Origin of the sequence: Microbacterium sp. AG790, assembly GCF_003634765.1 — a bacterium.
Taxonomy (GTDB): Bacteria; Actinomycetota; Actinomycetes; order Actinomycetales; family Microbacteriaceae; genus Microbacterium.
Window position 1 is genome coordinate 36,376 of the sequence record NZ_RBWZ01000007.1, and the last position, 19,146, is coordinate 55,521.

The window sequence follows — 19,146 nt, forward strand, 5'->3', positions numbered from 1 at the left end:
ACCCGACGTGGCCGGCGTGGCGCCCGCACGGAACCCTACGGAACCACCACGGAATCTCAGCGCCCGCCATGACATCCCCCCCTCCGGTACCGCGTTACGCCGGCCTCGACGGCCTGCGCGCGCTCGCCGTCGTGCTCGTCGTCGTGTATCACCTGTTCCCCGGCTGGGCGCTGCACAGCGGCTTCGTCGGCGTCGACGTCTTCTTCGTCATCTCGGGCTTCCTCATCACGTCGCTGCTGCTGCGCGAACACGATCGCACCGGGCGCATCGCCCTCCTCGCCTTCTGGACGCGCCGTGCCCGACGGCTCCTGCCGGCGCTCGCCGTGGTGGTCACCGTGAGCGCCAGCGCCGCCTGGCTCGTCGGTGGCGATGTTCTGCTGGGACTCGGGCGACAGGTGCTCGGCGCGATCACGTTCTCCTCCAACTGGGCGTCCCTGTCCGCCGGGGCGTCCTACTTCGCGGGAACCCAGCCCGAGCTCTTGCGAAACCTGTGGTCGCTCGCCGTGGAGGAGCAGTTCTACGTCCTCTGGCCGCTGCTGCTGCCCGTCTTCCTCCTGCTTCCGCGCCGCGCCCTGCGCGCCGCGGTCGCCGTGGTCCTGGCCGCGGCGTCCCTGGCATGGGCCGCGCAGCTCGCGGGCGCGGGGTCGGCAGCGGTCGACCTGACGCGCGCGTACTACGGCACCGACACACACGCCTTCGGCCTGCTGATCGGCGTGGCGCTGGCCTTCGCCCTGGCCGGACGCACCGCCTGGAGTGCGTCGGCGCGCGAATCGATCGGCGGCGTCGTTCCCGCCTGGACCGCCGTCATCGGCGCCACGAGCGTGATCGGCATCGTCGTCGTCGGCGCCGTCCCGGGGGGCGCGGAGCAGTACCCGCTCGTCCCGGCGGTCGCGAGCGTGCTGACCGCGGTCGCGATCGCGGCGGCGACGCACGCCGGCTCATGGTTCGGGCGCGCTCTCGACGTCGCACCGCTGCGCTGGATCGGCGAACGCTCCTACGGCATCTACCTGTGGCACTGGCCCGTCGTCGTGCTGCTCGCCCTGGCGACGACCGGTGCCTTCGTCGAGCAGACCGTCCCGCTCGCCGTCGGGCTCGCCGCCGCCGCCCTCACACTGGCCGTCTCCGCAGCCTCGTACCGCCTGCTCGAACGGCCCGTACGCCGCCTCGGCTTCCGGGGAGCCGGGCGGGCACTGTGGGCGCGCCTGCACTCGACGCCGTCACGGCGCTTCGGGGCGATTGCGACCGTGGGCGTCGGGGCGCTCGTGCTCGGCGGCACGACCGCCGCTGTCGCCGCGTCACCGCAGGTCAGCTCGAGCCAGGCGGTGGTCGAGGCGGGCCAGCGCGCGCTCGACGCGGCATCCGCCGCCCCCACCCCGCCGTCGGAGAGCACCGATGCCCCCGTGCCGACGCCGACCCCCACAGCGACCGAGGGCCCCGACGGCGAACCGCTGCCCCCGGCGCCCGTCACCGTGAGCGGCGACCGGGTGACCGCCGTCGGCGACTCGGTGATGCTCGCCTCGGCCGGCGGGCTTCTCGACGAGCTGCCGGGCGTGCAGATCGACGCCGAGGTGTCGCGCTCGATGTGGGCTGGCAGCAAGATCATCGACCGGCTCTCCGATCAGGGCGCCCTGCGCGACTACGTCGTCGTGGGCCTCGGCACCAACGGTCCCGTCGACACGCAGGCTCTCCAGGACATCTACGACCGCGTCGGCCGCGAACGCACGCTCGTACTGGTCACCGCGTTCGCTCCTCGTGACTGGATCCCCGGCGTCAACGCCGAGCTGACCGCGTTCGCGGCAAGCCACCCCGGCGTCGTCATCGCCGACTGGTCCGGCGCGATCGCGCCGCACACCGATGTGCTGGCCGGCGACGGCATCCACCCGGGTGAGACCGGTGGGCGCATCTACGCCGACACCGTCACCCACGCCGTGGATGCCGTGGCGAACCAGCGCGCACAGACGCGGTATCAGGTGCAGCTGATCCGCTGGGCCACGACCCGGGCGCTCGCCCCCGTGCCGCCCTCCTGAGCCGCTTCACGCCGCCGGCGGGAGCGCTGCCCGCGTCAGATGTGCGCCACCAGGGCGACGGACCGTTCGTCCGCCACGAAGCCCAGCCCTTCGTACAGGGCGTCGGCGCCCGTCGGGCTCGCCGTGTCGACGTCCAGCACCGCCTTCTCCAACCCCGCGTCCGCCATCGCCCCCAGCGTCGCCGCGACGACGGCGGGAGCCAGCCCCCGTCGGCGGTGCGCACGAACGACACCGATGAGGTCGATGTACGAGTTCGAGGCACCCAGACTCGCCCAGTCGTCTTCGTTCACCGACGCGAGGCAGAACGCCGCGATGGCACCGTCGGGCCCGACGACCAGCCGAGACAGATCGGCACGGAAGAACTCCCCGCCCACGAACTTCGCCCACGACTCGGGCGGGCTCGGCAGGCTCCCCCAGTGGTCACGGAAGGCATCGTTGCGCGCGAGGCGGGCGGCCTCGTCGCGATCGTGCGTGTACGCGACGAGGCGCATCCCGCTCTCGCGGGCGGCCTCCGGCAGCGTCACCTCGGGCGCGCCGGCCGACAGGTCGCGCAGCATCGTCGCGAACCAGCGTTCCGCGGCCAGACCCGCCGACTCGGCGAGTCGCTGGTTGCCGACGTTGGACTCCTCCGCGTACACCCGCAGCTGAGCGGTCCCTTCGACATCCTGCGCATCAGGCAGGGCGCGGGCGGCCTCCGCGAGCTGCTCGAGGCCGCGCGCGTACTGCCAGCCGAACACGGCACGTCCGATGCCGCGGCGCCAGAGCGAAGGCAGCACGGCACCCGACAGGTGCACGTTCAGGGCGCCCTCACGCGACGGGTGCAAGAACGAGCTTCCGAAGGCGATCACCTCGCCCGCGGCATCCAGCGCCAGCACCGTGTCGCGGGAGTGGTCGATGTGCGCAAGATCGAACGTGTCCGCGACGTCCTCGCGCGGCGTGGTCCACGTCGGGTGGTCGACGCGATCGGCCGCCACCATCACGGCGTGGATCGCATCGATGTCCTCCACCGTCGCGGTACGCCACGACGCGACCTCCGGGTGCCGCGGCAGCACAGGGCCACGGTCGGAGCCCGCGCGACGTCGGAACTCGTCGATGCGCTCACTCAGAGACAGTTCACTCACCCACGCCACTGTAGCTGCGACGTGCCGGCTGCGCGCGGGGAGAGCCGGACCGGACACACAGCGAGAAGGCCCGCACCCCTGTCGGGTACGGGCCTTCTCGAAAGACAGCCTGCCTACTTCGCGGCGTCCTCGGCCGCAGCCTCAGCGACCGCGCCCTCCTCGGGCGACTCGGCGCCCGCGGAGGCGGCGTCGTTCGTGGCGACCTCGTCAGCGGCGTCCTGAGCCTCATCGGCCTCAGCGACGGCGTCCGTGGCGACCTCGTCAGCGGCGTCCTCGTCCTTGGCCGGGGCAGCGACCGGAGCGGCCGCAGCCGCCTTCTTGGTCGACTTCGGCTTCGGGTTGACCGGCTCGAGGACGAGCTCGATCACGGCCATGGGCGCGTTGTCGCCCTTGCGGTTGCCGATCTTCGTGATGCGGGTGTAACCGCCCTCACGCTCGGCGACCAGCGGCGCGATCTCGGCGAACAGCTCGTGGACGGCGTCCTTGTTGCCGAGCACGGACAGCACGCGGCGGCGAGCGTGCAGGTCGCCGCGCTTGGCGAAGGTGACCATGCGCTCGGCGAGCGGACGCAGGCGCTTGGCCTTGGTCTCGGTCGTCGTGATCGACTTGTGGGTGAACAGCGCCGAGGCCAGGTTGGCCAGCAGCAGACGCTCGTGGGCGGGGCCGCCTCCGAGGCGGGGACCCTTGGTGGGCTTGGGCATGTCAGTTACTCCAGAGGGAAAAGGTCAGCGAACCGGTCGGGGCCGGTGCGCGCAGAAGGTCTTGCCGTTCCGAGCGCCGAGGCTCAGAGGGCCTCGTCGTCGTAGCCGCCGTAGAAGTGCGCACCGTCGAACCCGGGGACCGAGTCCTTCAGCGACAGGCCGAGGGAGACGAGCTTGTCGCGCACCTCGTCGACCGACTTCTGACCGAAGTTGCGGATGTTCATCAGCTGCGTCTCGGAGAGGGCGACCAGCTCGGACACCGTGTTGATGCCCTCACGCTTGAGGCAGTTGTACGAACGCACCGACAGATCGAGGTCCTCGATCGGCATCGACAGCTCGTTGGTGAGAACCTCGGCGACCGGCGCGGGGCCGATCTCGATGCCCTCGGCCTCGACGTTCAGCTCGCGGGCGAGACCGAACAGCTCGGTGAGCGTGCGACCGGCCGACGCGACGGCATCCCGCGGGGAGATCGACGCCTTGGCCTCGACGTCCAGGACGAGCTTGTCGAAGTCGGTGCGCTCACCGGCACGGGTCGCGTCGACGCGGTATGAGACCTTCAGGACGGGCGAGTAGATCGAGTCGATCGGGATCTGACCCGCCTCGGCGTACTCGTTGCGGTTCTGCGTGGCCGACACGTAGCCGCGGCCGCGCTCGATCGTGAGCTCCAGCTCGAACTTCGCCGAGTCGTTGAGCGTCGCGATGACCAGCTCGGGGTTGTGCACCTCGACACCCGCCGGAGCGGAGATGTCGGCAGCGGTGACCTCACCGGCGCCGGTCTTGCGCAGGTACGCGGTGATCGGCTCGTCGCGCTCCGAGGAGACGACCAGCTGCTTGATGTTGAGGATGATCTCGGTGACATCCTCCTTCACGCCCGGGATGGTGCTGAACTCGTGCAGCACGCCGTCGATGCGGATGCTGGTGACAGCCGCGCCGGGGATCGAGGACAGCAGGCTGCGGCGCAGCGCGTTGCCGATCGTGTAGCCGAAGCCGGGCTCCAGCGGCTCGATGACGAAGCGGCTGCGGAACTCGCCGATCTTCTCCTCGGTCAGAGTGGGACGCTGTGCAATGAGCACTATGTGTTCCTTTCCGTCACGTGCCCGCTATATGACACGTGCGATTGCAAGAGGTGTTGAGTTTTCAAAGACGACGGATGCCGGGTGCCGCCCGTCACACGGGGGCACCCGGCCCGGAAGTCAGACGCGGCGACGCTTCGGCGGGCGGCAGCCGTTGTGCGCCTGCGGGGTGACGTCGGAGATCGACCCCACCTCGAGGCCGGCGGCCTGCAGCGAGCGGATCGCGGTCTCGCGGCCCGAACCCGGGCCCTTCACGAAGACGTCGACCTTCTTGACACCGTGCTCGGCGGCCTGGCGGGCAGCCGACTCGGCGGCCATGCCGGCGGCGTACGGGGTCGACTTGCGCGAGCCCTTGAAGCCCACTCCACCCGAGGACGCCCAGCTGATGACGGCGCCCGAGGGGTCGGTGATCGAAACGATCGTGTTGTTGAACGTCGACTTGATGTGGGCCTGGCCCAGCGCGATGTTCTTCTTTTCCTTGCGACGCGGCTTGCGCGCAGCAGTCTTGGCCTGTGCCATGTGTCTGTTCTCCTAAACCTGTACCGGGGGGGCCGCGCTTACTTGCGGCCGGCCTTCTTCTTGCCGGCGACGGTGCGCTTCGGGCCCTTGCGGGTACGCGCGTTGGTCTTGGTGCGCTGACCGCGCACCGGAAGGCCGCGGCGGTGACGCAGACCCTCGTACGAGCCGATCTCGACCTTGCGGCGGATGTCGGCGGCGACCTCGCGGCGAAGGTCACCCTCCACCTTGTAGTTGCCTTCGATGTGGTCGCGCAGTGCGACCAGCTGGTCGTCGGTGAGGTCCTTGACGCGGATCGACTCGTCGATCTCGGTGGCCGTGAGGATCTCGACCGAACGGGTACGGCCGATGCCGTAGATGTACGTGAGGGCGATCACCACGCGCTTGTCACGCGGGATGTCAACGCCGGCAAGACGTGCCATGCGGTTCTCCTAGGAGTAGTGGAGGTGTGGAGCAGGATCGGTGCCCGGGCCTCCGCCCCGAGGTGTCCCCTCCGAAGAGGTTCTGATCCTGCCTGTGTGCGTATTGAGTTGTGTCTTCGTCGTGAGGTGTCGGCTCGGCCCTGCGGGCCTCACGCGTCCTCGAGCCGCGAGCGACTCAGCCCTGGCGCTGCTTGTGACGCGGGTTCGACTTGCAGATCACCATGACGCGACCGTGGCGACGGATGACCTTGCAGTGGTCGCAGATGGGCTTGACGGAGGGGTTGACCTTCATGATTTTCCTGTTCGCTGTCTTCGAGTCGGACGGGATGCCGCGGCATCCGCCCGCTCGTTACTTCTCGACCGGTCTAGCGGTAGCGGTAGACGATGCGACCGCGCGTGAGGTCGTAGGGCGAGAGCTCCACGACGACGCGGTCTTCGGGGATGATGCGGATGTAGTTCTGCCGCATCTTGCCGGAGATCGTGGCGAGTACCTTGTGTCCGTTGGTGAGCTCAACGCGGAACATCGCGTTGGGCAGCGCTTCTGACACGACGCCCTCGATTTCGATGACACCGTCTTTCTTAGCCATAGCCTCGCTGACGCTTGTGCAGACCGGTCGGTCTGCGGTGAGTGGGATGTGGTGCGGCGACACGCCAATAAAGGCGCAAGGCACCAAAGATCCAGTGTACGTGATAGAGGGCCGCACGGCAAACTGCCGCGCGGCCCTCTCGCTCGTCTCAGACGCGCATCACGTCGTCAGCCCTTGAGGTTGGCGACGATGTCCGTCTGCGGGTTGAAGGTGACGTTCACGAAAGTACCGTTCACCACCAGCGTCGGTGTCCCCTTGGCGCCGTCGGGCAGACCGTGCGCCTGGACGAACTTGATGTACTTGCCCGAGGTGATCGCCTTCTCGAGATCACTCGTGACGTTGACGCCCGCGCCCTTGGCGATCGAGACGATCTGGTCGTCCGAGAGACCGGGCGAGCTCTCCTGCGGCTGGTTCTGGAACATCGCCTCCATGAACGCGTAGGCGTTGGCGGGGTCCGCCTCGGCGACGGCGAACATCGCACTGGCCGAGCGGCTGGAGAACTTCGTTCCCTGCGACGCCCGGTCGAGGATGGACACGGGGTGGATGTTGAGGGTGATCTTGTTGTCGGAGACGAGCTGCTTGATCGTCTCGCCCTCGGTCTTCTCGAACTGGTTGCAGATCGGGCACATGAAGTCGACGTAGGTGTCGACGACGTCGGGGCCGCTGCCGAAGGAGATCGCACCGGTATCGGTGTTGATGTTGCTCGACGAAGGCTGCGCGCCGGGTCCGGAGCTGATGTTGTTCATCCACACGACAAGGCCGATGACCAGCGCGACCACGACGACGGCCGCCACGCTCACCCAGATCGCGAACCAGTTCCTCTTACCCGCTGCTGCCTGCGCCATAACCTCGATGCCTCTCCGATGTGCGGCTGTCGCCGCCGTTCTACCATTGTGGCTCACACGGTCTTATGCGTTGCCCGTGAAAGCCGTGACTTCGCCCCCCTCCTCCGCGCCGAACCGCTATCTCTTCCGCGAGCCGCCATGTCCTCGCGCGCCCTTTCGCGTCGGTTCGGCACGTTCGTAGCGGCTCGGCGTGACTCGTCAGCGTCGCGCATGGATGCCGAACGCGCGCAGGCGCGCGCCGAGGTGGGCTGCCGTCGCGACGTCGGCCGTGCCCCAGCGCACGACTCGGCGTGGGGTGGCCTGGGGAGGAGCCTTCACGCACCCCGCGAGCCGCTACTGCGGCACCGAACCGACATGCTGCGGCGCGGAGGATGATGTCGGCTCGCGCGAAGGATGGCGGTTCGCGGGGAGGACAGCTCAGGCGATGGGGGTGGGTGTGACGCCGAACGGGGCGAGGCCCGCCGCGCCGCCGTCGGCAGCGGTCAGCACCCAGATGCCGTTCTCGTGCACGGCGACGCTGTGCTCCCAGTGACTGCCGTCGCTGCCGTCGACGGTGGTGACCGTCCAATCGTCGTCCTCGACGAAGGTCTCCTCGGAGCCGGCGGTGATCATCGGCTCGATCGCGACGCACAGACCGGGACGCACCGCGGGGCCGAGGTCGGACACCCGGTAGTTGAAGATCGTCGGGCCCTCGTGCATGCGGCGGCCGATGCCGTGGCCGACGTAGTCGCGAAGGATGCCGTAGCTCTCCCCCGACCGCTCGATGTAGCCCTGCACCGCGTCACCGATCTCGCCGACGCGCGACGCCGACGCCAGTGCGGCCACGCCCGCCCAGAGCGACCCTTCGGTCACCTGCGAGAGCCGCTCGCGCGATGCCCGTACGGCCGGATCCCCGCCGGGAACGACGACGGTGATGGCGGAGTCGCCATTCCACCCCTTGAACTGCGCACCCGCATCGATCGAGACGATGTCGCCCGGCTCGAGCGCCCGCTCCCCCGGGATGCCGTGGACGACCTGGTCGTTGACCGAGATACAGGTCGTGTGGCGGTATCCGCGCACGAGCTGGAAGTTCGACTCGGCACCGCGGGCGAGGATGACCTCGGATGCCGCGGCATCCAGCTCAGCCGTGGTCACGCCCGGGGCGATCAGTGCACGCACGGCATCCAGCGCGGCCGCCGTGATCAGGCCCGGCTCGACCATCGAGCGTAGCTGCGCCGGGGTCTTGTACAAGGAGCGACGAAGTCCCATCAGGAGGCTGCGATGCCGCGAGCTGCCAAGGCGGCCTGAATCCGCGCGTAGACCTCGTCCAGCGACCCGACGCCGTCGATCTGATCGACGATGCCCCGCTCGCGGTAGACATCGAGGATCGGCGCCGTCTCGGACTCGTAGATGGCCAGACGCTTCGCGATCGATTCGGCGTTGTCGTCGGCACGGCCCTGCTCGGTCGCCCGCAGCGACAGGCGCTGGATGGACTCGTCGCGCGGCACGACCAACTCGATCACCGCCGTGAGCGGCTCGCCCCGCTCATCGAGGAAGCCGTCGAGGTCGCCGACCTGGCCGAGGTTGCGCGGGTAGCCGTCCAGCAGGAAGCCGTTGGCGGCATCCGCCTGGGCGAGCCGATCGCGCACGATCTCCCCCGTCAGGGTGTCCGGCACGAGGTCGCCGGCGTCGATGATCGCCTTGACCTTCAGGCCGAGCTCGGTGCCTTCCTTGACGTTGGCGCGGAAGACGTCCCCCGTCGAGACGGCAGGGATGCCGAGAGCGTCGGCGACGCGCACGCCCTGCGTGCCCTTGCCGGAGCCCTGGGGTCCGATGATGAGCAGACGCGCGGCGGTCATCGCAGGAGCCCTTCATAGTGACGCTGCTGCAGCTGGGCGTCGATCTGCTTCACGGTTTCCAGACCCACACCGACGATGATGAGGATCGAGGCGCCGCCGAACGGGAAGTTCTGGTTGGCGCTGACCGTCGCGAGCGCCACCAGCGGCAGCAGGGCGATGAGACCGAGGTAGATCGAGCCGGGCAACGTGATGCGCGTCAACACGTAGTCGAGGTATTCGGCCGTGGGACGACCGGCACGGATGCCGGGGATGAACCCGCCGTACTTCTTCATGTTGTCGGCGACCTCGACGGGGTTGAAGGTGATCGCGACGTAGAAGTAGGTGAACCCGACGATGAGCAGGAAGTACAGCAGCATGTAGAGCGGGTGATCGCCCTTGGTGAGGTACTGCTGGATCCAGGTCACCCAGCCCGGAATGTTGCCGTTGGCGTCCGGCGTCTGGTTGAACTGGGCGATGAGAGCCGGGATGTACAGCAACGACGAGGCGAAGATGACCGGAACGACACCCGCCATGTTCACCTTGATCGGGATGTACGTGTTGGTGCCGCCCAGCGTGCGGCGACCGACCATACGCTTCGCGTACTGCACCGGAATGCGTCGCTGCGACTGCTCGACGAACACGACGAGAGCGACGACGACGATGCCGACGGCCAGCACGAGGAGGAAGACCTCGAAACCGCGCGACGTGGCGATGGCCCACATGGCCGCCGGGAACTGCGCCGCGATCGAGGTGAAGATGAGGATGGACATGCCGTTGCCCACACCACGCTCGGTGACGAGCTCGGCGAACCACATGATGAGCCCGGTGCCGGCGGTCAGCGTGATGATCATCAGCAGCTGGGCCCACCACACATCGTTGGTCAGCAGAGCGTTGCACTCGGCGATGCCGGTCGTGCCGAACAGCTGGCCCGAGCGCGCCACGGTGACAAGTGTCGTGGACTGCAGCAGCGCGAGGGCGATCGTGAGGTAGCGCGTGTACTGCGTCAGCCGCGCCTGGCCGGACTGGCCCTCCTTGTACAGCGCCTCGAAGTGCGGGATGACCACGCGCAGCAGCTGCACGATGATCGTCGCCGTGATGTAGGGCATGACGCCCAGGGCGAAGATCGACAGCTGGAGCAGCGCACCGCCGGAGAACAAGTTGACCAGCGAGAGCAGACCCTCACTCGCGGAACCGGTCTGCTGCAGGCAGGACTGCACGTTCGGGAAGCTCACGAAGGGCGCCGGAACGTGCGCGCCAAGGCGATAGATGGCGATGATCGCGAGGGTGAAGAAGATCTTCCGCCGGAGATCCGGGGTGCGGAAGACCCGCGCGATGGCGCTGACGGCGCTGAACAAGGGGATTTCCTCCAGAGAGCTGACCGGTGTCTCGATGCGGGTCCGAGGACACCGCTTCCAGAGTACGGCAACAGGGGCCGGAGGCTCGCCTCCGGCCCCTGCCGTGGAATTACTTGACCGAACCGCCTGCGGCGACGATCTTCTGCTCGGCCGAACCCGAGACCTTGTCGACGGCGACGGTGAGCTTGACCGAGATGTCGCCGGTGCCGAGCACCTTGACCTTCTCGTTCTTGCGCACGGCGCCCTTGGCGACGAGGTCGCTGACGGTGACATCGCCACCGGCCGGGTACAGCTCAGCCAGCTTGTCGAGGTTGACCACCTGGTACTCGACGCGGAACGGGTTCTTGAACCCGCGCAGCTTCGGCGTACGCATGTGCAGCGGCATCTGGCCGCCCTCGAAGCCGACCTTCACCTGGTAGCGGGCCTTCGTACCCTTGGTGCCACGACCGGCGGTCTTGCCCTTCGAGCCCTCACCGCGACCGACACGGGTCTTCGCGGTGTTGGAGCCCGGGACCGGACGCAGGTGGTGGACCTTGAGCACACCGGGGCGCGACACCTCGGCAGCCGCCTTCTTGGCGGGAGCCTTCTTCGCGGCCGGCTTCTCGGCGGTCTTCTTGGCAGCCGGCTTGGCGGCGGCCTTCTTCTCGGTGTTCTTCACAGCGACCTCTTCGGTCGCCTTCTCAGCCTTCTCGGCCATCAGTCGATCTCCTCAACCTTGACGAGGTGGGCGACAGCCTTGACGTAGCCGCGCGTCTGCGCGTCGTCGGGACGGACGACCGAGTCGCCGATCCGCTTCAGGCCGAGCGAACGCAGCGTGTCACGCTGGTTCTGCTTCTCGCTCACCTTGGACTTGACCTGGGTCACCTTGAGACGCGCGGCCATCAGGCACCTACCTTCGCAGCGGCCGCGGCGTCAGCCTCGGCACGGATCAGACGGGCCGGAGCCACCTGGTCGAAGTCGAGACCGCGACGAGCGGCGACCGCACGAGGCTCCTCGAGCTGCTTCAGCGCCTGGACGGTCGCGTGCACGATGTTGATCGTGTTCGACGAACCGAGCGACTTGGAGAGCACGTCGTGGATACCGGCGCACTCGAGCACGGCGCGCACCGGGCCACCGGCGATGACACCGGTACCGGCGGCGGCCGGACGCAGGAGCACGACACCGGCAGCGGCCTCACCCTGCACCGGGTGCGGGATGGAGGAGCCGGTGCGGGGCACGCGGAAGAAGTTGCGCTTGGCCTCTTCGACACCCTTGGAGATGGCGAGGGGGACCTCACGCGCCTTGCCGTAGCCGACGCCGACGAGACCGTTGCCGTCACCCACGACGACGAGCGCCGTGAAGCTGAAGCGGCGACCGCCCTTGACGACCTTCGACACGCGGTTGATCGTCACGACGCGCTCGAGGAACTGGCTCTTCTCGGCGTCGCGCGAACCACGGTCGCGGTTGGGGTTGCGCTCGCGACCGCCGCGACGGGGCTCGCGGGCCTCGCGCTCGACGGGAGCGGTGGCCGCAGCCTGCTCGGTCACTTCGTTCTCCACATTCTGAGTAGTTGCATCGCTCACAGGTTCAGACCTCCCTCGCGGGCGCCCTCGGCGATCGCTGCGACACGGCCCGCGTAGCGGTTGCCACCGCGGTCGAACACGACGTCCGAGAAGCCGGCCGCCTTGGCCCGCTCGGCGACGAGCTCGCCGACCTTGCGGGCCTTCGCCGTCTTGTCACCGTCGAACGTGCGCAGGTCGGACTCGAGGGTCGACGCCGACGCGACGGTCACGCCCTTGCTGTCGTCCACGAGCTGGACGAAGACGTGGCGGGCCGAACGGGTGACGACAAGGCGCGGACGCGCCTCGGTGCCCACGACCTTCTTGCGAAGGCGCAGGTGACGACGCGAACGCGCGTCGCTCTTCGACTTGACAGCCATGATTACTTACCACTCTTTCCGGCCTTGCGGCGAACGACCTCGCCGGCGTACCGCACACCCTTGCCCTTGTACGGCTCGGGCTTGCGGATCTTGCGGATGTTCGCAGCGGCCTCACCGACGGCCTGCTTCGAGATGCCGCTGACGGTGAGCTTGTTGTTGCCCTCCACGGTCAGCGTGATGCCGGCCGGTGCCTCGACGAGAACCGGGTGCGAGAAGCCGAGAGCGAACTCGACCGCCGTTCCCTTCTGCGCGACACGGTAACCGGTGCCGACGACCTCGAGGCCCTTGGTGTAGCCCTGGGTGACGCCGATGATGTTGTTGTTGATGAGGGTACGGGTCAGTCCGTGCAGCGAACGCGACTCGCGCTCGTCGTCGGGACGCGAGACCAGAACCTGGTTCTCCTCGACCTTGACCTCGATGGGCTTGGCGACGGAGAGCGCGAGCTCGCCCTTCGGGCCCGTGACCGTGACATCCTGGCCGTCGACCGAAACGGTCACGCCGGCGGGGATGTCGATGGGAAGACGTCCAATACGCGACATGTCAGATCACCACACGTAGGCGAGGACTTCCCCACCCACGCCCTTCTGCTCTGCCTGACGGTCGGTGAGAAGACCGGAGGAGGTGGACAGGATCGCGACGCCCAGGCCGCCGAGAACCTTGGGGATCTCGGTCGAGCGTGCGTACACGCGCAGACCCGGCTTCGACACGCGCTTGATGCCGGCGATCGACCGCTCGCGGTTCGGGCCGTACTTCAGCGTGAGGGTGAGGGTCTGGCCGACGCGGGCGTCGGAGACCTCCCAGCCGGAGATGTAGCCCTCCTGCTGGAGGATCTCGGCGATGTGGGTCTTGAGCTTCGAGCTCGGCAGCGACACGGAGTCGTGGTGCGCCGAGTTCGCGTTGCGCAGACGGGTCAGCATGTCAGCGACCGGGTCTGTCATCGTCATTTCTTGGTTTCCTTTGTTCAGCGGTTTCGGATGCCGTTACACGACAGCCGACCTTCTTGATGGACCGACCGGAGAGGTCGGGGGGTGTCAGGCCTGGTTCTCGTCCGTCTTGAACGGGAAGCCCAGCTGGCGCAGCAGCGACCGGCCCTCGTCATCCGTCTTCGCCGTGGTGACGATCGTGATGTCGAAGCCGCGGACGCGGTCGATCTTGTCCTGGTTGATCTCGTGGAAGACCGACTGCTCCTGCAGACCGAACGTGTAGTTGCCGTGACCGTCGAACTGCTTGGGCGACAGGCCGCGGAAGTCGCGGATACGCGGCAGGGCGAGGTTGACGAGACGGTCCAGGAACTCCCAGGCACGGTCACCGCGGAGGGTGACGTGCGCACCGATGGCCTGGCCCTCGCGCAGCTTGAACTGCGCGATGGACTTGCGGGCCTTCGTGACGACCGGCTTCTGGCCGGTGATCTTGGTGAGGTCGTCGACCGCACCGTCGATCACCTTGGAGTCGCGAGCTGCCTCGCCGACACCGGTGTTCACGACGACCTTGACGATCCCGGGGATCTGCATGACGTTGGCGTAGCCGAACTCGTCCTGCAGGGCCTTCTTGATCTCGCCCTGGTACTTCTGCTTCAGGCGGGGCTGGATCTTGCCAGCCGCCGCGGCAGTGGTGCTGCTCATGTTCAGAGGTCCTTGCCGCTCTTCTTCGCGTAGCGCACGCGGACGGTGCGCTTCACGCCATCCTTCGTCTGCTCCTCGACACGGTGACCGACCTTGGTCGGCTTCTTGGTCGAGGGGTCGACGAGGGCGACGTTGGAGATGTGGATCGGGGCTTCCATCGTCTCGATGCCGCCCGTCTTGGTGCCGCGCTGGGACTGGCCCACGCGGTTGTGCTTCGTGACGTAGTTGACGCCCTCGACGATGACGCGGTTCTGCTCGACGAGAACGTCGAGAACCTTGCCCTGCTTGCCGCGGTCGCCGCCCTTGTCCTGCTTCTTGCCAGTGATGACCTGAACCAGGTCACCCTTCTTGATCTTGGCCATGAGGGTCAGATCACCTCCGGTGCGAGCGACACGATCTTCATGAACTTCTTGTCACGAAGCTCACGACCGACCGGTCCGAAGATACGGGTGCCGCGGGGCTCCCCGTCGTTCTTCAGGATGACGGCGGCGTTCTCGTCGAACTTGATGTAGGAGCCGTCGGGACGACGGACCTCCTTCTTGGTGCGGACGATGACGGCCTTGACCACATCGCCCTTCTTGACGTTGCCGCCGGGGATCGCGTCCTTGACGGTCGCGACGATGATGTCGCCGAGACCGGCGTAACGGCGGTTGGAGCCGCCGAGCACACGGATCGTGAGCAGCTCCTTGGCGCCGGTGTTGTCGGCGACCTTGAGGCGGGACTCAGTCTGGATCATTTCTTACTTCGCCTTCTCGAGGATCTCGACCAGACGCCACCGCTTGGTGGCGCTGAGCGGCCGGGTCTCGTTGATCAGCACGAGGTCGCCGATGCCGGCGCTGTTCTGCTCGTCGTGGGCCTTGACCTTCGACGTGCGACGGATGACCTTGCCGTAGAGCGGGTGCTTCACGCGGTCCTCGACCTCGACGACGATCGTCTTGTCCATCTTGTCGCTGACGACGTAGCCGCGACGCGACTTGCGGTAGCCACGGGCGTCCGCGTCGCGCACGTCGTGAGCGGCCGACTCGTGACCGGCAGCGGGCGCCTGAACGACGGCCTCGGCGGCCGGCGCCTTCTTGGCGGCCTTCTTCTCGGTGGTCTCAGCCATCACTCGGCCTCTTCCTTCGTGGCCTCGGCAGCGTCATCCGCCTTCTTGGCCTTCGTCTTCTTCGCCTTGGACGCGACCTCGACGGGCGCGGGCGTGGCACGGATGCCCAGCTCGCGCTCGCGGATCACGGTGTAGAGCCGCGCGATGTCGCGCTTGACCGCGCGGATGCGGCCGTGGCTCTCGAGCTGGCCGGTGGCCGACTGGAAGCGCAGGTTGAACAGCTCTTCCTTGGCCTTGCGCAGCTCTTCGACGAGGCGCTGGTCCTCGAACGTGTCCAGCTCGCTCGGAGCGAGCGTCTTGGTTCCGACGGCCATTACGCGTCGCCCTCCTCGCGCTTGATGATGCGTGCCTTCAGGGGCAGCTTGTGGATTGCACGGGTGAGCGCCTCGCGAGCGAGCTGCTCGTTGACGCCCGCGACCTCGAACAGGACGCGACCCGGCTTGACGTTGGCGACCCACCACTCCGGCGAACCCTTACCGGAACCCATGCGGGTTTCGGCCGGCTTCTTGGTGAGCGGACGGTCGGGGTAGATGTTGATCCACACCTTGCCGCCACGCTTGATGTGACGGGTCATCGCGATACGAGCGGACTCGATCTGACGGTTGGTCACATACGCGGGGGTGATGGCCTGGATGCCGAACTCGCCGAAGGAGACCTTCGTGCCGCCGGTGGCCTGGCCCGAGCGCCCCGGGTGGTGCTGCTTGCGGTACTTGACCTTACGGGGAATAAGCATTATGCCGATGCTCCTTCTGCGACGGGCGCCTCGTTGCGGGGCGCGCGACGACGGTCGCCACCACGGTCGTCACGACCGCGAGGCGCCTTCGGCGCGTTGGCCTGCTCGCGAGCGAGCTCCTTGTTGGTGAGGTCGCCCTTGTAGATCCAGACCTTCACACCGATGCGGCCGAAGGTGGTCTTGGCCTCGTAGAAGCCGTAGTCGATGTTCGCGCGCAGCGTGTGCAGCGGGACACGACCCTCGCGGTAGAACTCCGAGCGGCTCATCTCGGCGCCGCCGAGGCGGCCCGAGACCTGGATGCGGATGCCCTTGGCGCCGGCGCGCTGGGCGCCCTGCAGACCCTTGCGCATCGCGCGGCGGAAGGCCACGCGGGCGGAGAGCTGCTCGGCGATGCCCTGGGCGACCAGCTGAGCGTCGGCCTCGGGGTTCTTGACCTCGAGGATGTTCAGCTGGATCTGCTTGCCCGTGAGCTTCTCGAGGTCGGCGCGGATGCGCTCGGCCTCGGCGCCGCGGCGTCCGATGACGATGCCGGGGCGGGCGGTGTGGATGTCGACGCGGACACGGTCACGCGTGCGCTCGATCTCGATCCCGCTCACGCCGGCGCGGTCCAGCTGCGTCTGGAGGAGCTTGCGGATCTTGATGTCCTCGGCCACGTAGTCGGCGTAACGCTGGCCCGGCTTCGTGGAGTCGGAGAACCAACGCGACACGTGGTCCGTGGTGATGCCGAGGCGGAAGCCGTAGGGGTTGACCTTCTGTCCCATTACTTGCTCGCCTTCTTGCTGGTCTCGGCAACCTCGGGGGTCGCGAGCTGGATGGTGATGTGGCTCGTGCGCTTCTTGATCTGGAAGGCGCGACCCTGGGCGCGGGGACGGAAACGCTTGAGCGTCGACCCCTCGTCCACGTACGCGTTGGCCACGTACAGGTCCTGCTCGTCCAGGAACTCGCTGTCCTTGTCGGCCTTCACCCGGGCGTTGGCGATCGCCGACTCCACGAGCTTGTAAATCGGCTCACTGGCAGCCTGCGGGGCGAACTTCAGGATGGCCAGGGCCTCCTGAGCCTGCTTTCCCTTGATCAGCGCGACGACACGACGAGCCTTCTGAGGGGTCACGCGGATGTGCTTCACGCGTGCGATGGATTCCACCATTTCTCTCCTCCTCTAGTCCTCTCTGGAACGCCACCGCGTCAGCGGCGGCGACCCTTCTTGTCGTCCTTCTCGTGGCCGCGGAAGGTGCGGGTGGGCGCGAACTCGCCCAGCTTGTGACCGACCATGGTCTCGGACACGAACACGGGGATGTGCTTGCGTCCGTCGTGCACCGCGATGGTGTGTCCCAGCATGGCGGGGATGATCATCGAACGGCGCGACCAGGTCTTGATGACGTTCTTGGTGCCGGCATCGTTCTGCGAGACGACCTTGCGAAGCAGGTGCTCGTCGACGAAGGGGCCCTTCTTCAGGCTGCGAGGCATCTTCCTCTACTCCTACTTGCGCTTCTTGCCGGCGTTGCGACGACGGACGATGTACTTGTCGCTTTCCTTGTTGGCGTGGCGGGTGCGACCCTCAGCCTGGCCCCAAGGAGAAACGGGGTGACGTCCACCGGACGTCTTGCCCTCACCACCACCGTGCGGGTGGTCGACCGGGTTCATCGCGACACCGCGGACGGTCGGGCGGATGCCCTTCCAGCGGTTGCGGCCGGCCTTGCCCCAGTTGATGTTCGACTGCTCGGCGTTGCCGACCTCGCCGATGGTCGCACGGCAACGCGCGTCGACGTTGCGGATCTCGCCCGACGGCAGACGAAGCTGCGCGTAGGGGCCGTCCTTGGCGACGAGACGCACCGACGCACCGGCCGAACGCGCCATCTTCGCGCCGCCGCCGGGGCGGAGCTCGATCGCGTGGATCACGGTACCGGTGGGGATGTTCTTCAGCGGCAGGTTGTTGCCCGGCTTGATGTCAGCGCCCGCACCGGACTCGACGATGTCGCCCTGCTGCAGCTTGTTCGGCGCGAGGATGTAACGCTTCTCGCCGTCCACGTAGTGCAGCAGCGCGATGCGCGCGGTGCGGTTGGGGTCGTACTCGATGTGCGCGACCTTGGCGTTGACGCCGTCCTTGTCATTGCGACGGAAGTCGATGACGCGGTACTGACGCTTGTGACCGCCACCGATGTGACGCGTGGTGATGCGCCCCTGGTTGTTGCGACCACCGGTCTTCGACAGCGGACGGAGCAGCGACTTCTCGGGCGTCGATCGCGTGATCTCGGCGAAGTCGGCCACCGACGAACCGCGGCGACCCGGGGTCGTGGGCTTGTACTTGCGAATAGCCATGTTGGTTGTCCTCTATCCCAGCTGTCAGCCGACGGCCGTGAAGATGTCGATGGTGCCCGACTTGAGCGTGACGATGGCGCGCTTGGTGTCCTTGCGCTTGCCGGTGCCGAAGCGGGTGCGGCGGGACTTGCCCGCGCGGTTGAGCGTGTTGACCGCAGCGACCTTGACGCCGAAGATCTTCTCGATCGCGAGCTTGATCTCGGTCTTCGAGGAGCGCGGGTCCACCAGGAAGGTGTACTTGCCCTCGTCGATGAGCCCGTAGCTCTTCTCCGAGACGACCGGCTTCAGGATGATGTCGCGCGGGTCCTTGTTGACGGAGACGTTCATGCCGAGACCTCCTCGGTGGTGGCGCTCTTGGACGCGACGAACGCGTCGTAGGCGGCCTTGGTGAAGACGATGTCGTCGGAGACGAGCACGTCGTAGGCGTTCAGCTGGTCGAAGCTGAGGACGTGGACGTACGCGAGGTTGCGCACGCTCTTGACCGCCAGCTCGTCACCGCGCTCGATGACGACCAGGACGTTCTTGGTCGGAGCGAGCTCGGCGAGGACGGCCGCAGCGGCCTTGGTCGACGGGGCGCCCTCGATGCCGAAGGAGTCCACCACGTGCAGACGACCACCGCGAGCACGGTCGCTCAGCGCGCCCAGGAGGGCGGCGGCGATCATCTTCTTGGGGGTGCGCTGCGAGTAGTCGCGCGGCTTCGGACCGTGGACGATGCCACCACCGGTCATGTGCGGCGCGCGGATGGAGCCCTGACGGGCGTTACCCGTGCCCTTCTGCTTGAAGGGCTTGCGGCCGGCACCGGAGACCTCGCCACGACGCTTGGTCGAGTGCGTGCCCTGGCGAGCCGCCGCGAGCTGCGCGACGACGACCTGGTGGATCAGCGGGATGTTCGTCTTGACGTCGAACAGCGCAGCGGGAAGGGCGACCGAGCCGGCCTTCTTGCCACTGGGGCTGTGGACGTCGAGCGCGAGAGTCGAGTCAGCCATGA

The 19,146-nt window shown here is 67.6% G+C and carries 30 protein-coding genes; 1 reads left to right on the forward strand and 29 read right to left on the reverse strand.

The features are described from left to right. Positions 1 to 68 precede the first annotated feature (68 nt). Positions 69 to 2,027, forward strand: a complete 1,959-nt coding sequence (locus tag DEU37_RS05780; protein WP_121189687.1) for an acyltransferase family protein — start codon at positions 69 to 71, stop codon at positions 2,025 to 2,027. A gap of 35 nt (positions 2,028 to 2,062) precedes the next feature. On the opposite strand, the gene DEU37_RS05785 is transcribed toward DEU37_RS05780, so the two are convergent. The 29 genes from DEU37_RS05785 to rplD all read right to left on the reverse strand — a co-directional run bounded on the left by DEU37_RS05785 (position 2,063) and on the right by rplD (position 19,144). Then, positions 2,063 to 3,148 (reverse strand): GNAT family N-acetyltransferase, encoded by a 1,086-nt coding sequence (locus DEU37_RS05785; RefSeq protein ID WP_259457165.1) that lies wholly within the window; start codon positions 3,146 to 3,148, stop codon positions 2,063 to 2,065. Between the two features lie 113 nt (positions 3,149 to 3,261). Then, the gene (rplQ, locus tag DEU37_RS05790; protein WP_121189689.1) at positions 3,262 to 3,849 is read right to left on the reverse strand and encodes a 50S ribosomal protein L17; all 588 of its coding nucleotides are present in this window, start codon (positions 3,847 to 3,849) and stop codon (positions 3,262 to 3,264) included. Between the two features lie 83 nt (positions 3,850 to 3,932). Continuing rightward, positions 3,933 to 4,922, reverse strand: coding sequence for a DNA-directed RNA polymerase subunit alpha (locus tag DEU37_RS05795; RefSeq protein ID WP_121189690.1), 990 nt, complete (start codon positions 4,920 to 4,922; stop codon positions 3,933 to 3,935). Positions 4,923 to 5,042: 120 nt separating this feature from the next. Then, positions 5,043 to 5,441, reverse strand: a complete 399-nt coding sequence (gene rpsK, locus DEU37_RS05800; RefSeq protein WP_005050490.1) for a 30S ribosomal protein S11 — start codon at positions 5,439 to 5,441, stop codon at positions 5,043 to 5,045. Between the two features lie 38 nt (positions 5,442 to 5,479). Beyond that, positions 5,480 to 5,860 carry a 30S ribosomal protein S13 gene (rpsM, locus tag DEU37_RS05805; protein ID WP_005050491.1) on the reverse strand — a complete coding sequence of 127 codons (381 nt, stop codon included), beginning with the start codon at positions 5,858 to 5,860 and terminating at the stop codon, positions 5,480 to 5,482. A gap of 175 nt (positions 5,861 to 6,035) precedes the next feature. Next, the gene (gene rpmJ / locus DEU37_RS05810; RefSeq protein ID WP_005050492.1) at positions 6,036 to 6,152 is read right to left on the reverse strand and encodes a 50S ribosomal protein L36; all 117 of its coding nucleotides are present in this window, start codon (positions 6,150 to 6,152) and stop codon (positions 6,036 to 6,038) included. A 73-nt stretch (positions 6,153 to 6,225) separates the two neighbouring features. Beyond that, a complete protein-coding gene (infA, locus tag DEU37_RS05815; protein WP_005050493.1) occupies positions 6,226 to 6,447 on the reverse strand; it encodes a translation initiation factor IF-1 in 222 nt (73 codons plus the stop codon). 167 nt (positions 6,448 to 6,614) lie between these two features. Beyond that, positions 6,615 to 7,292 carry a thioredoxin domain-containing protein gene (locus tag DEU37_RS05820; RefSeq protein WP_005050494.1) on the reverse strand — a complete coding sequence of 226 codons (678 nt, stop codon included), beginning with the start codon at positions 7,290 to 7,292 and terminating at the stop codon, positions 6,615 to 6,617. Between the two features lie 417 nt (positions 7,293 to 7,709). Further along, on the reverse strand, positions 7,710 to 8,540 hold the full coding sequence (map, locus tag DEU37_RS05825; protein WP_121189691.1) for a type I methionyl aminopeptidase: 831 nt from the start codon (positions 8,538 to 8,540) through the stop codon (positions 7,710 to 7,712). After that, entirely contained in the window at positions 8,540 to 9,130 is a 591-nt protein-coding gene (locus DEU37_RS05830; RefSeq protein ID WP_121189692.1) for an adenylate kinase, read from the reverse strand. The genes map and DEU37_RS05830 overlap by 1 nt, the downstream gene beginning before the upstream one ends. Next, a complete protein-coding gene (gene secY, locus DEU37_RS05835) occupies positions 9,127 to 10,464 on the reverse strand; it encodes a preprotein translocase subunit SecY (RefSeq protein ID WP_016463565.1) in 1,338 nt (445 codons plus the stop codon). The genes DEU37_RS05830 and secY overlap by 4 nt, the downstream gene beginning before the upstream one ends. A 109-nt stretch (positions 10,465 to 10,573) precedes the next feature. Then, entirely contained in the window at positions 10,574 to 11,161 is a 588-nt protein-coding gene (gene rplO, locus DEU37_RS05840; RefSeq protein WP_121189693.1) for a 50S ribosomal protein L15, read from the reverse strand. Continuing rightward, entirely contained in the window at positions 11,161 to 11,346 is a 186-nt protein-coding gene (rpmD, locus tag DEU37_RS05845) for a 50S ribosomal protein L30 (protein ID WP_005050499.1), read from the reverse strand. The genes rplO and rpmD overlap by 1 nt, the downstream gene beginning before the upstream one ends. Next, positions 11,346 to 11,990, reverse strand: a complete 645-nt coding sequence (gene rpsE, locus DEU37_RS05850; protein ID WP_259457166.1) for a 30S ribosomal protein S5 — start codon at positions 11,988 to 11,990, stop codon at positions 11,346 to 11,348. The genes rpmD and rpsE overlap by 1 nt, the downstream gene beginning before the upstream one ends. A gap of 32 nt (positions 11,991 to 12,022) precedes the next feature. Continuing rightward, positions 12,023 to 12,382: a 50S ribosomal protein L18 gene (gene rplR, locus DEU37_RS05855; protein ID WP_005050501.1), complete on the reverse strand. Its 360-nt coding sequence runs from the start codon at positions 12,380 to 12,382 to the stop codon at positions 12,023 to 12,025. 2 nt (positions 12,383 to 12,384) lie between these two features. Then, positions 12,385 to 12,921, reverse strand: coding sequence for a 50S ribosomal protein L6 (rplF, locus tag DEU37_RS05860; protein WP_005050502.1), 537 nt, complete (start codon positions 12,919 to 12,921; stop codon positions 12,385 to 12,387). Positions 12,922 to 12,927: 6 nt separating this feature from the next. Further along, the gene (rpsH, locus tag DEU37_RS05865; RefSeq protein WP_005050503.1) at positions 12,928 to 13,326 is read right to left on the reverse strand and encodes a 30S ribosomal protein S8; all 399 of its coding nucleotides are present in this window, start codon (positions 13,324 to 13,326) and stop codon (positions 12,928 to 12,930) included. A gap of 87 nt (positions 13,327 to 13,413) precedes the next feature. Next, entirely contained in the window at positions 13,414 to 14,004 is a 591-nt protein-coding gene (rplE, locus tag DEU37_RS05870; protein WP_036284609.1) for a 50S ribosomal protein L5, read from the reverse strand. A 2-nt stretch (positions 14,005 to 14,006) separates the two neighbouring features. Next, the gene (gene rplX / locus DEU37_RS05875; protein WP_005050505.1) at positions 14,007 to 14,366 is read right to left on the reverse strand and encodes a 50S ribosomal protein L24; all 360 of its coding nucleotides are present in this window, start codon (positions 14,364 to 14,366) and stop codon (positions 14,007 to 14,009) included. A gap of 5 nt (positions 14,367 to 14,371) precedes the next feature. Continuing rightward, positions 14,372 to 14,740 (reverse strand): 50S ribosomal protein L14, encoded by a 369-nt coding sequence (gene rplN, locus DEU37_RS05880; RefSeq protein ID WP_005050506.1) that lies wholly within the window; start codon positions 14,738 to 14,740, stop codon positions 14,372 to 14,374. Positions 14,741 to 14,743: 3 nt separating this feature from the next. After that, positions 14,744 to 15,109, reverse strand: a complete 366-nt coding sequence (gene rpsQ, locus DEU37_RS05885; protein WP_016463571.1) for a 30S ribosomal protein S17 — start codon at positions 15,107 to 15,109, stop codon at positions 14,744 to 14,746. Then, positions 15,109 to 15,423, reverse strand: coding sequence for a 50S ribosomal protein L29 (rpmC, locus tag DEU37_RS05890; protein WP_005050508.1), 315 nt, complete (start codon positions 15,421 to 15,423; stop codon positions 15,109 to 15,111). The genes rpsQ and rpmC overlap by 1 nt, the downstream gene beginning before the upstream one ends. Next, positions 15,423 to 15,842, reverse strand: coding sequence for a 50S ribosomal protein L16 (gene rplP, locus DEU37_RS05895; protein ID WP_005050509.1), 420 nt, complete (start codon positions 15,840 to 15,842; stop codon positions 15,423 to 15,425). The genes rpmC and rplP overlap by 1 nt, the downstream gene beginning before the upstream one ends. After that, positions 15,842 to 16,603 (reverse strand): 30S ribosomal protein S3, encoded by a 762-nt coding sequence (rpsC, locus tag DEU37_RS05900; RefSeq protein ID WP_005050510.1) that lies wholly within the window; start codon positions 16,601 to 16,603, stop codon positions 15,842 to 15,844. The genes rplP and rpsC overlap by 1 nt, the downstream gene beginning before the upstream one ends. After that, positions 16,603 to 16,986, reverse strand: coding sequence for a 50S ribosomal protein L22 (gene rplV, locus DEU37_RS05905; protein ID WP_005050511.1), 384 nt, complete (start codon positions 16,984 to 16,986; stop codon positions 16,603 to 16,605). Before rplV ends, rpsC begins: the two co-directional genes overlap by 1 nt. Before the next feature lie 38 nt (positions 16,987 to 17,024). Then, on the reverse strand, positions 17,025 to 17,306 hold the full coding sequence (gene rpsS, locus DEU37_RS05910; RefSeq protein ID WP_005050512.1) for a 30S ribosomal protein S19: 282 nt from the start codon (positions 17,304 to 17,306) through the stop codon (positions 17,025 to 17,027). Positions 17,307 to 17,318: 12 nt separating this feature from the next. Then, positions 17,319 to 18,158, reverse strand: coding sequence for a 50S ribosomal protein L2 (gene rplB, locus DEU37_RS05915; RefSeq protein ID WP_005050513.1), 840 nt, complete (start codon positions 18,156 to 18,158; stop codon positions 17,319 to 17,321). Between the two features lie 24 nt (positions 18,159 to 18,182). Continuing rightward, entirely contained in the window at positions 18,183 to 18,485 is a 303-nt protein-coding gene (rplW, locus tag DEU37_RS05920; RefSeq protein WP_005050515.1) for a 50S ribosomal protein L23, read from the reverse strand. Next, positions 18,482 to 19,144, reverse strand: a complete 663-nt coding sequence (gene rplD, locus DEU37_RS05925; RefSeq protein ID WP_005050517.1) for a 50S ribosomal protein L4 — start codon at positions 19,142 to 19,144, stop codon at positions 18,482 to 18,484. The genes rplW and rplD overlap by 4 nt, the downstream gene beginning before the upstream one ends. Positions 19,145 to 19,146 lie beyond the last annotated feature (2 nt).

Coding starts and splice junctions, on each gene's coding strand:
- rpmC (WP_005050508.1), bottom strand. CDS start 15,423: ATGGCCGTCGGAACCAAGACGCTCGCTCCGAGCGAGCTGGACACGTTC.
- rpsC (WP_005050510.1), bottom strand. CDS start 16,603: ATGGGACAGAAGGTCAACCCCTACGGCTTCCGCCTCGGCATCACCACG.
- rplD (WP_005050517.1), bottom strand. CDS start 19,144: ATGGCTGACTCGACTCTCGCGCTCGACGTCCACAGCCCCAGTGGCAAG.
- infA (WP_005050493.1), bottom strand. CDS start 6,447: ATGGCTAAGAAAGACGGTGTCATCGAAATCGAGGGCGTCGTGTCAGAA.
- rpsH (WP_005050503.1), bottom strand. CDS start 13,326: ATGACGATGACAGACCCGGTCGCTGACATGCTGACCCGTCTGCGCAAC.
- rplE (WP_036284609.1), bottom strand. CDS start 14,004: ATGAGCAGCACCACTGCCGCGGCGGCTGGCAAGATCCAGCCCCGCCTG.
- rplW (WP_005050515.1), bottom strand. CDS start 18,485: ATGAACGTCTCCGTCAACAAGGACCCGCGCGACATCATCCTGAAGCCG.
- rplO (WP_121189693.1), bottom strand. CDS start 11,161: ATGGCCGAGAAGGCTGAGAAGGCGACCGAAGAGGTCGCTGTGAAGAAC.
- DEU37_RS05820 (WP_005050494.1), bottom strand. CDS start 7,292: ATGGCGCAGGCAGCAGCGGGTAAGAGGAACTGGTTCGCGATCTGGGTG.
- rplP (WP_005050509.1), bottom strand. CDS start 15,842: ATGCTTATTCCCCGTAAGGTCAAGTACCGCAAGCAGCACCACCCGGGG.
- rplR (WP_005050501.1), bottom strand. CDS start 12,382: ATGGCTGTCAAGTCGAAGAGCGACGCGCGTTCGCGTCGTCACCTGCGC.
- rplB (WP_005050513.1), bottom strand. CDS start 18,158: ATGGCTATTCGCAAGTACAAGCCCACGACCCCGGGTCGCCGCGGTTCG.
- rplX (WP_005050505.1), bottom strand. CDS start 14,366: ATGGCCAAGATCAAGAAGGGTGACCTGGTTCAGGTCATCACTGGCAAG.
- rpsQ (WP_016463571.1), bottom strand. CDS start 15,109: ATGGCTGAGACCACCGAGAAGAAGGCCGCCAAGAAGGCGCCGGCCGCC.
- rplV (WP_005050511.1), bottom strand. CDS start 16,986: ATGGTGGAATCCATCGCACGCGTGAAGCACATCCGCGTGACCCCTCAG.
- rpsS (WP_005050512.1), bottom strand. CDS start 17,306: ATGCCTCGCAGCCTGAAGAAGGGCCCCTTCGTCGACGAGCACCTGCTT.
- rpsM (WP_005050491.1), bottom strand. CDS start 5,860: ATGGCACGTCTTGCCGGCGTTGACATCCCGCGTGACAAGCGCGTGGTG.
- DEU37_RS05780 (WP_121189687.1), top strand. CDS start 69: ATGACATCCCCCCCTCCGGTACCGCGTTACGCCGGCCTCGACGGCCTG.
- DEU37_RS05830 (WP_121189692.1), bottom strand. CDS start 9,130: ATGACCGCCGCGCGTCTGCTCATCATCGGACCCCAGGGCTCCGGCAAG.
- rpmD (WP_005050499.1), bottom strand. CDS start 11,346: ATGGCCGCGCGTCTCAAGGTGACCCAGGTCAAGTCCAAGGTGAGCGAG.
- rpmJ (WP_005050492.1), bottom strand. CDS start 6,152: ATGAAGGTCAACCCCTCCGTCAAGCCCATCTGCGACCACTGCAAGGTC.
- map (WP_121189691.1), bottom strand. CDS start 8,540: ATGGGACTTCGTCGCTCCTTGTACAAGACCCCGGCGCAGCTACGCTCG.
- rplN (WP_005050506.1), bottom strand. CDS start 14,740: ATGATCCAGACTGAGTCCCGCCTCAAGGTCGCCGACAACACCGGCGCC.
- rpsK (WP_005050490.1), bottom strand. CDS start 5,441: ATGGCACAGGCCAAGACTGCTGCGCGCAAGCCGCGTCGCAAGGAAAAG.
- rplQ (WP_121189689.1), bottom strand. CDS start 3,849: ATGCCCAAGCCCACCAAGGGTCCCCGCCTCGGAGGCGGCCCCGCCCAC.
- rplF (WP_005050502.1), bottom strand. CDS start 12,921: ATGTCGCGTATTGGACGTCTTCCCATCGACATCCCCGCCGGCGTGACC.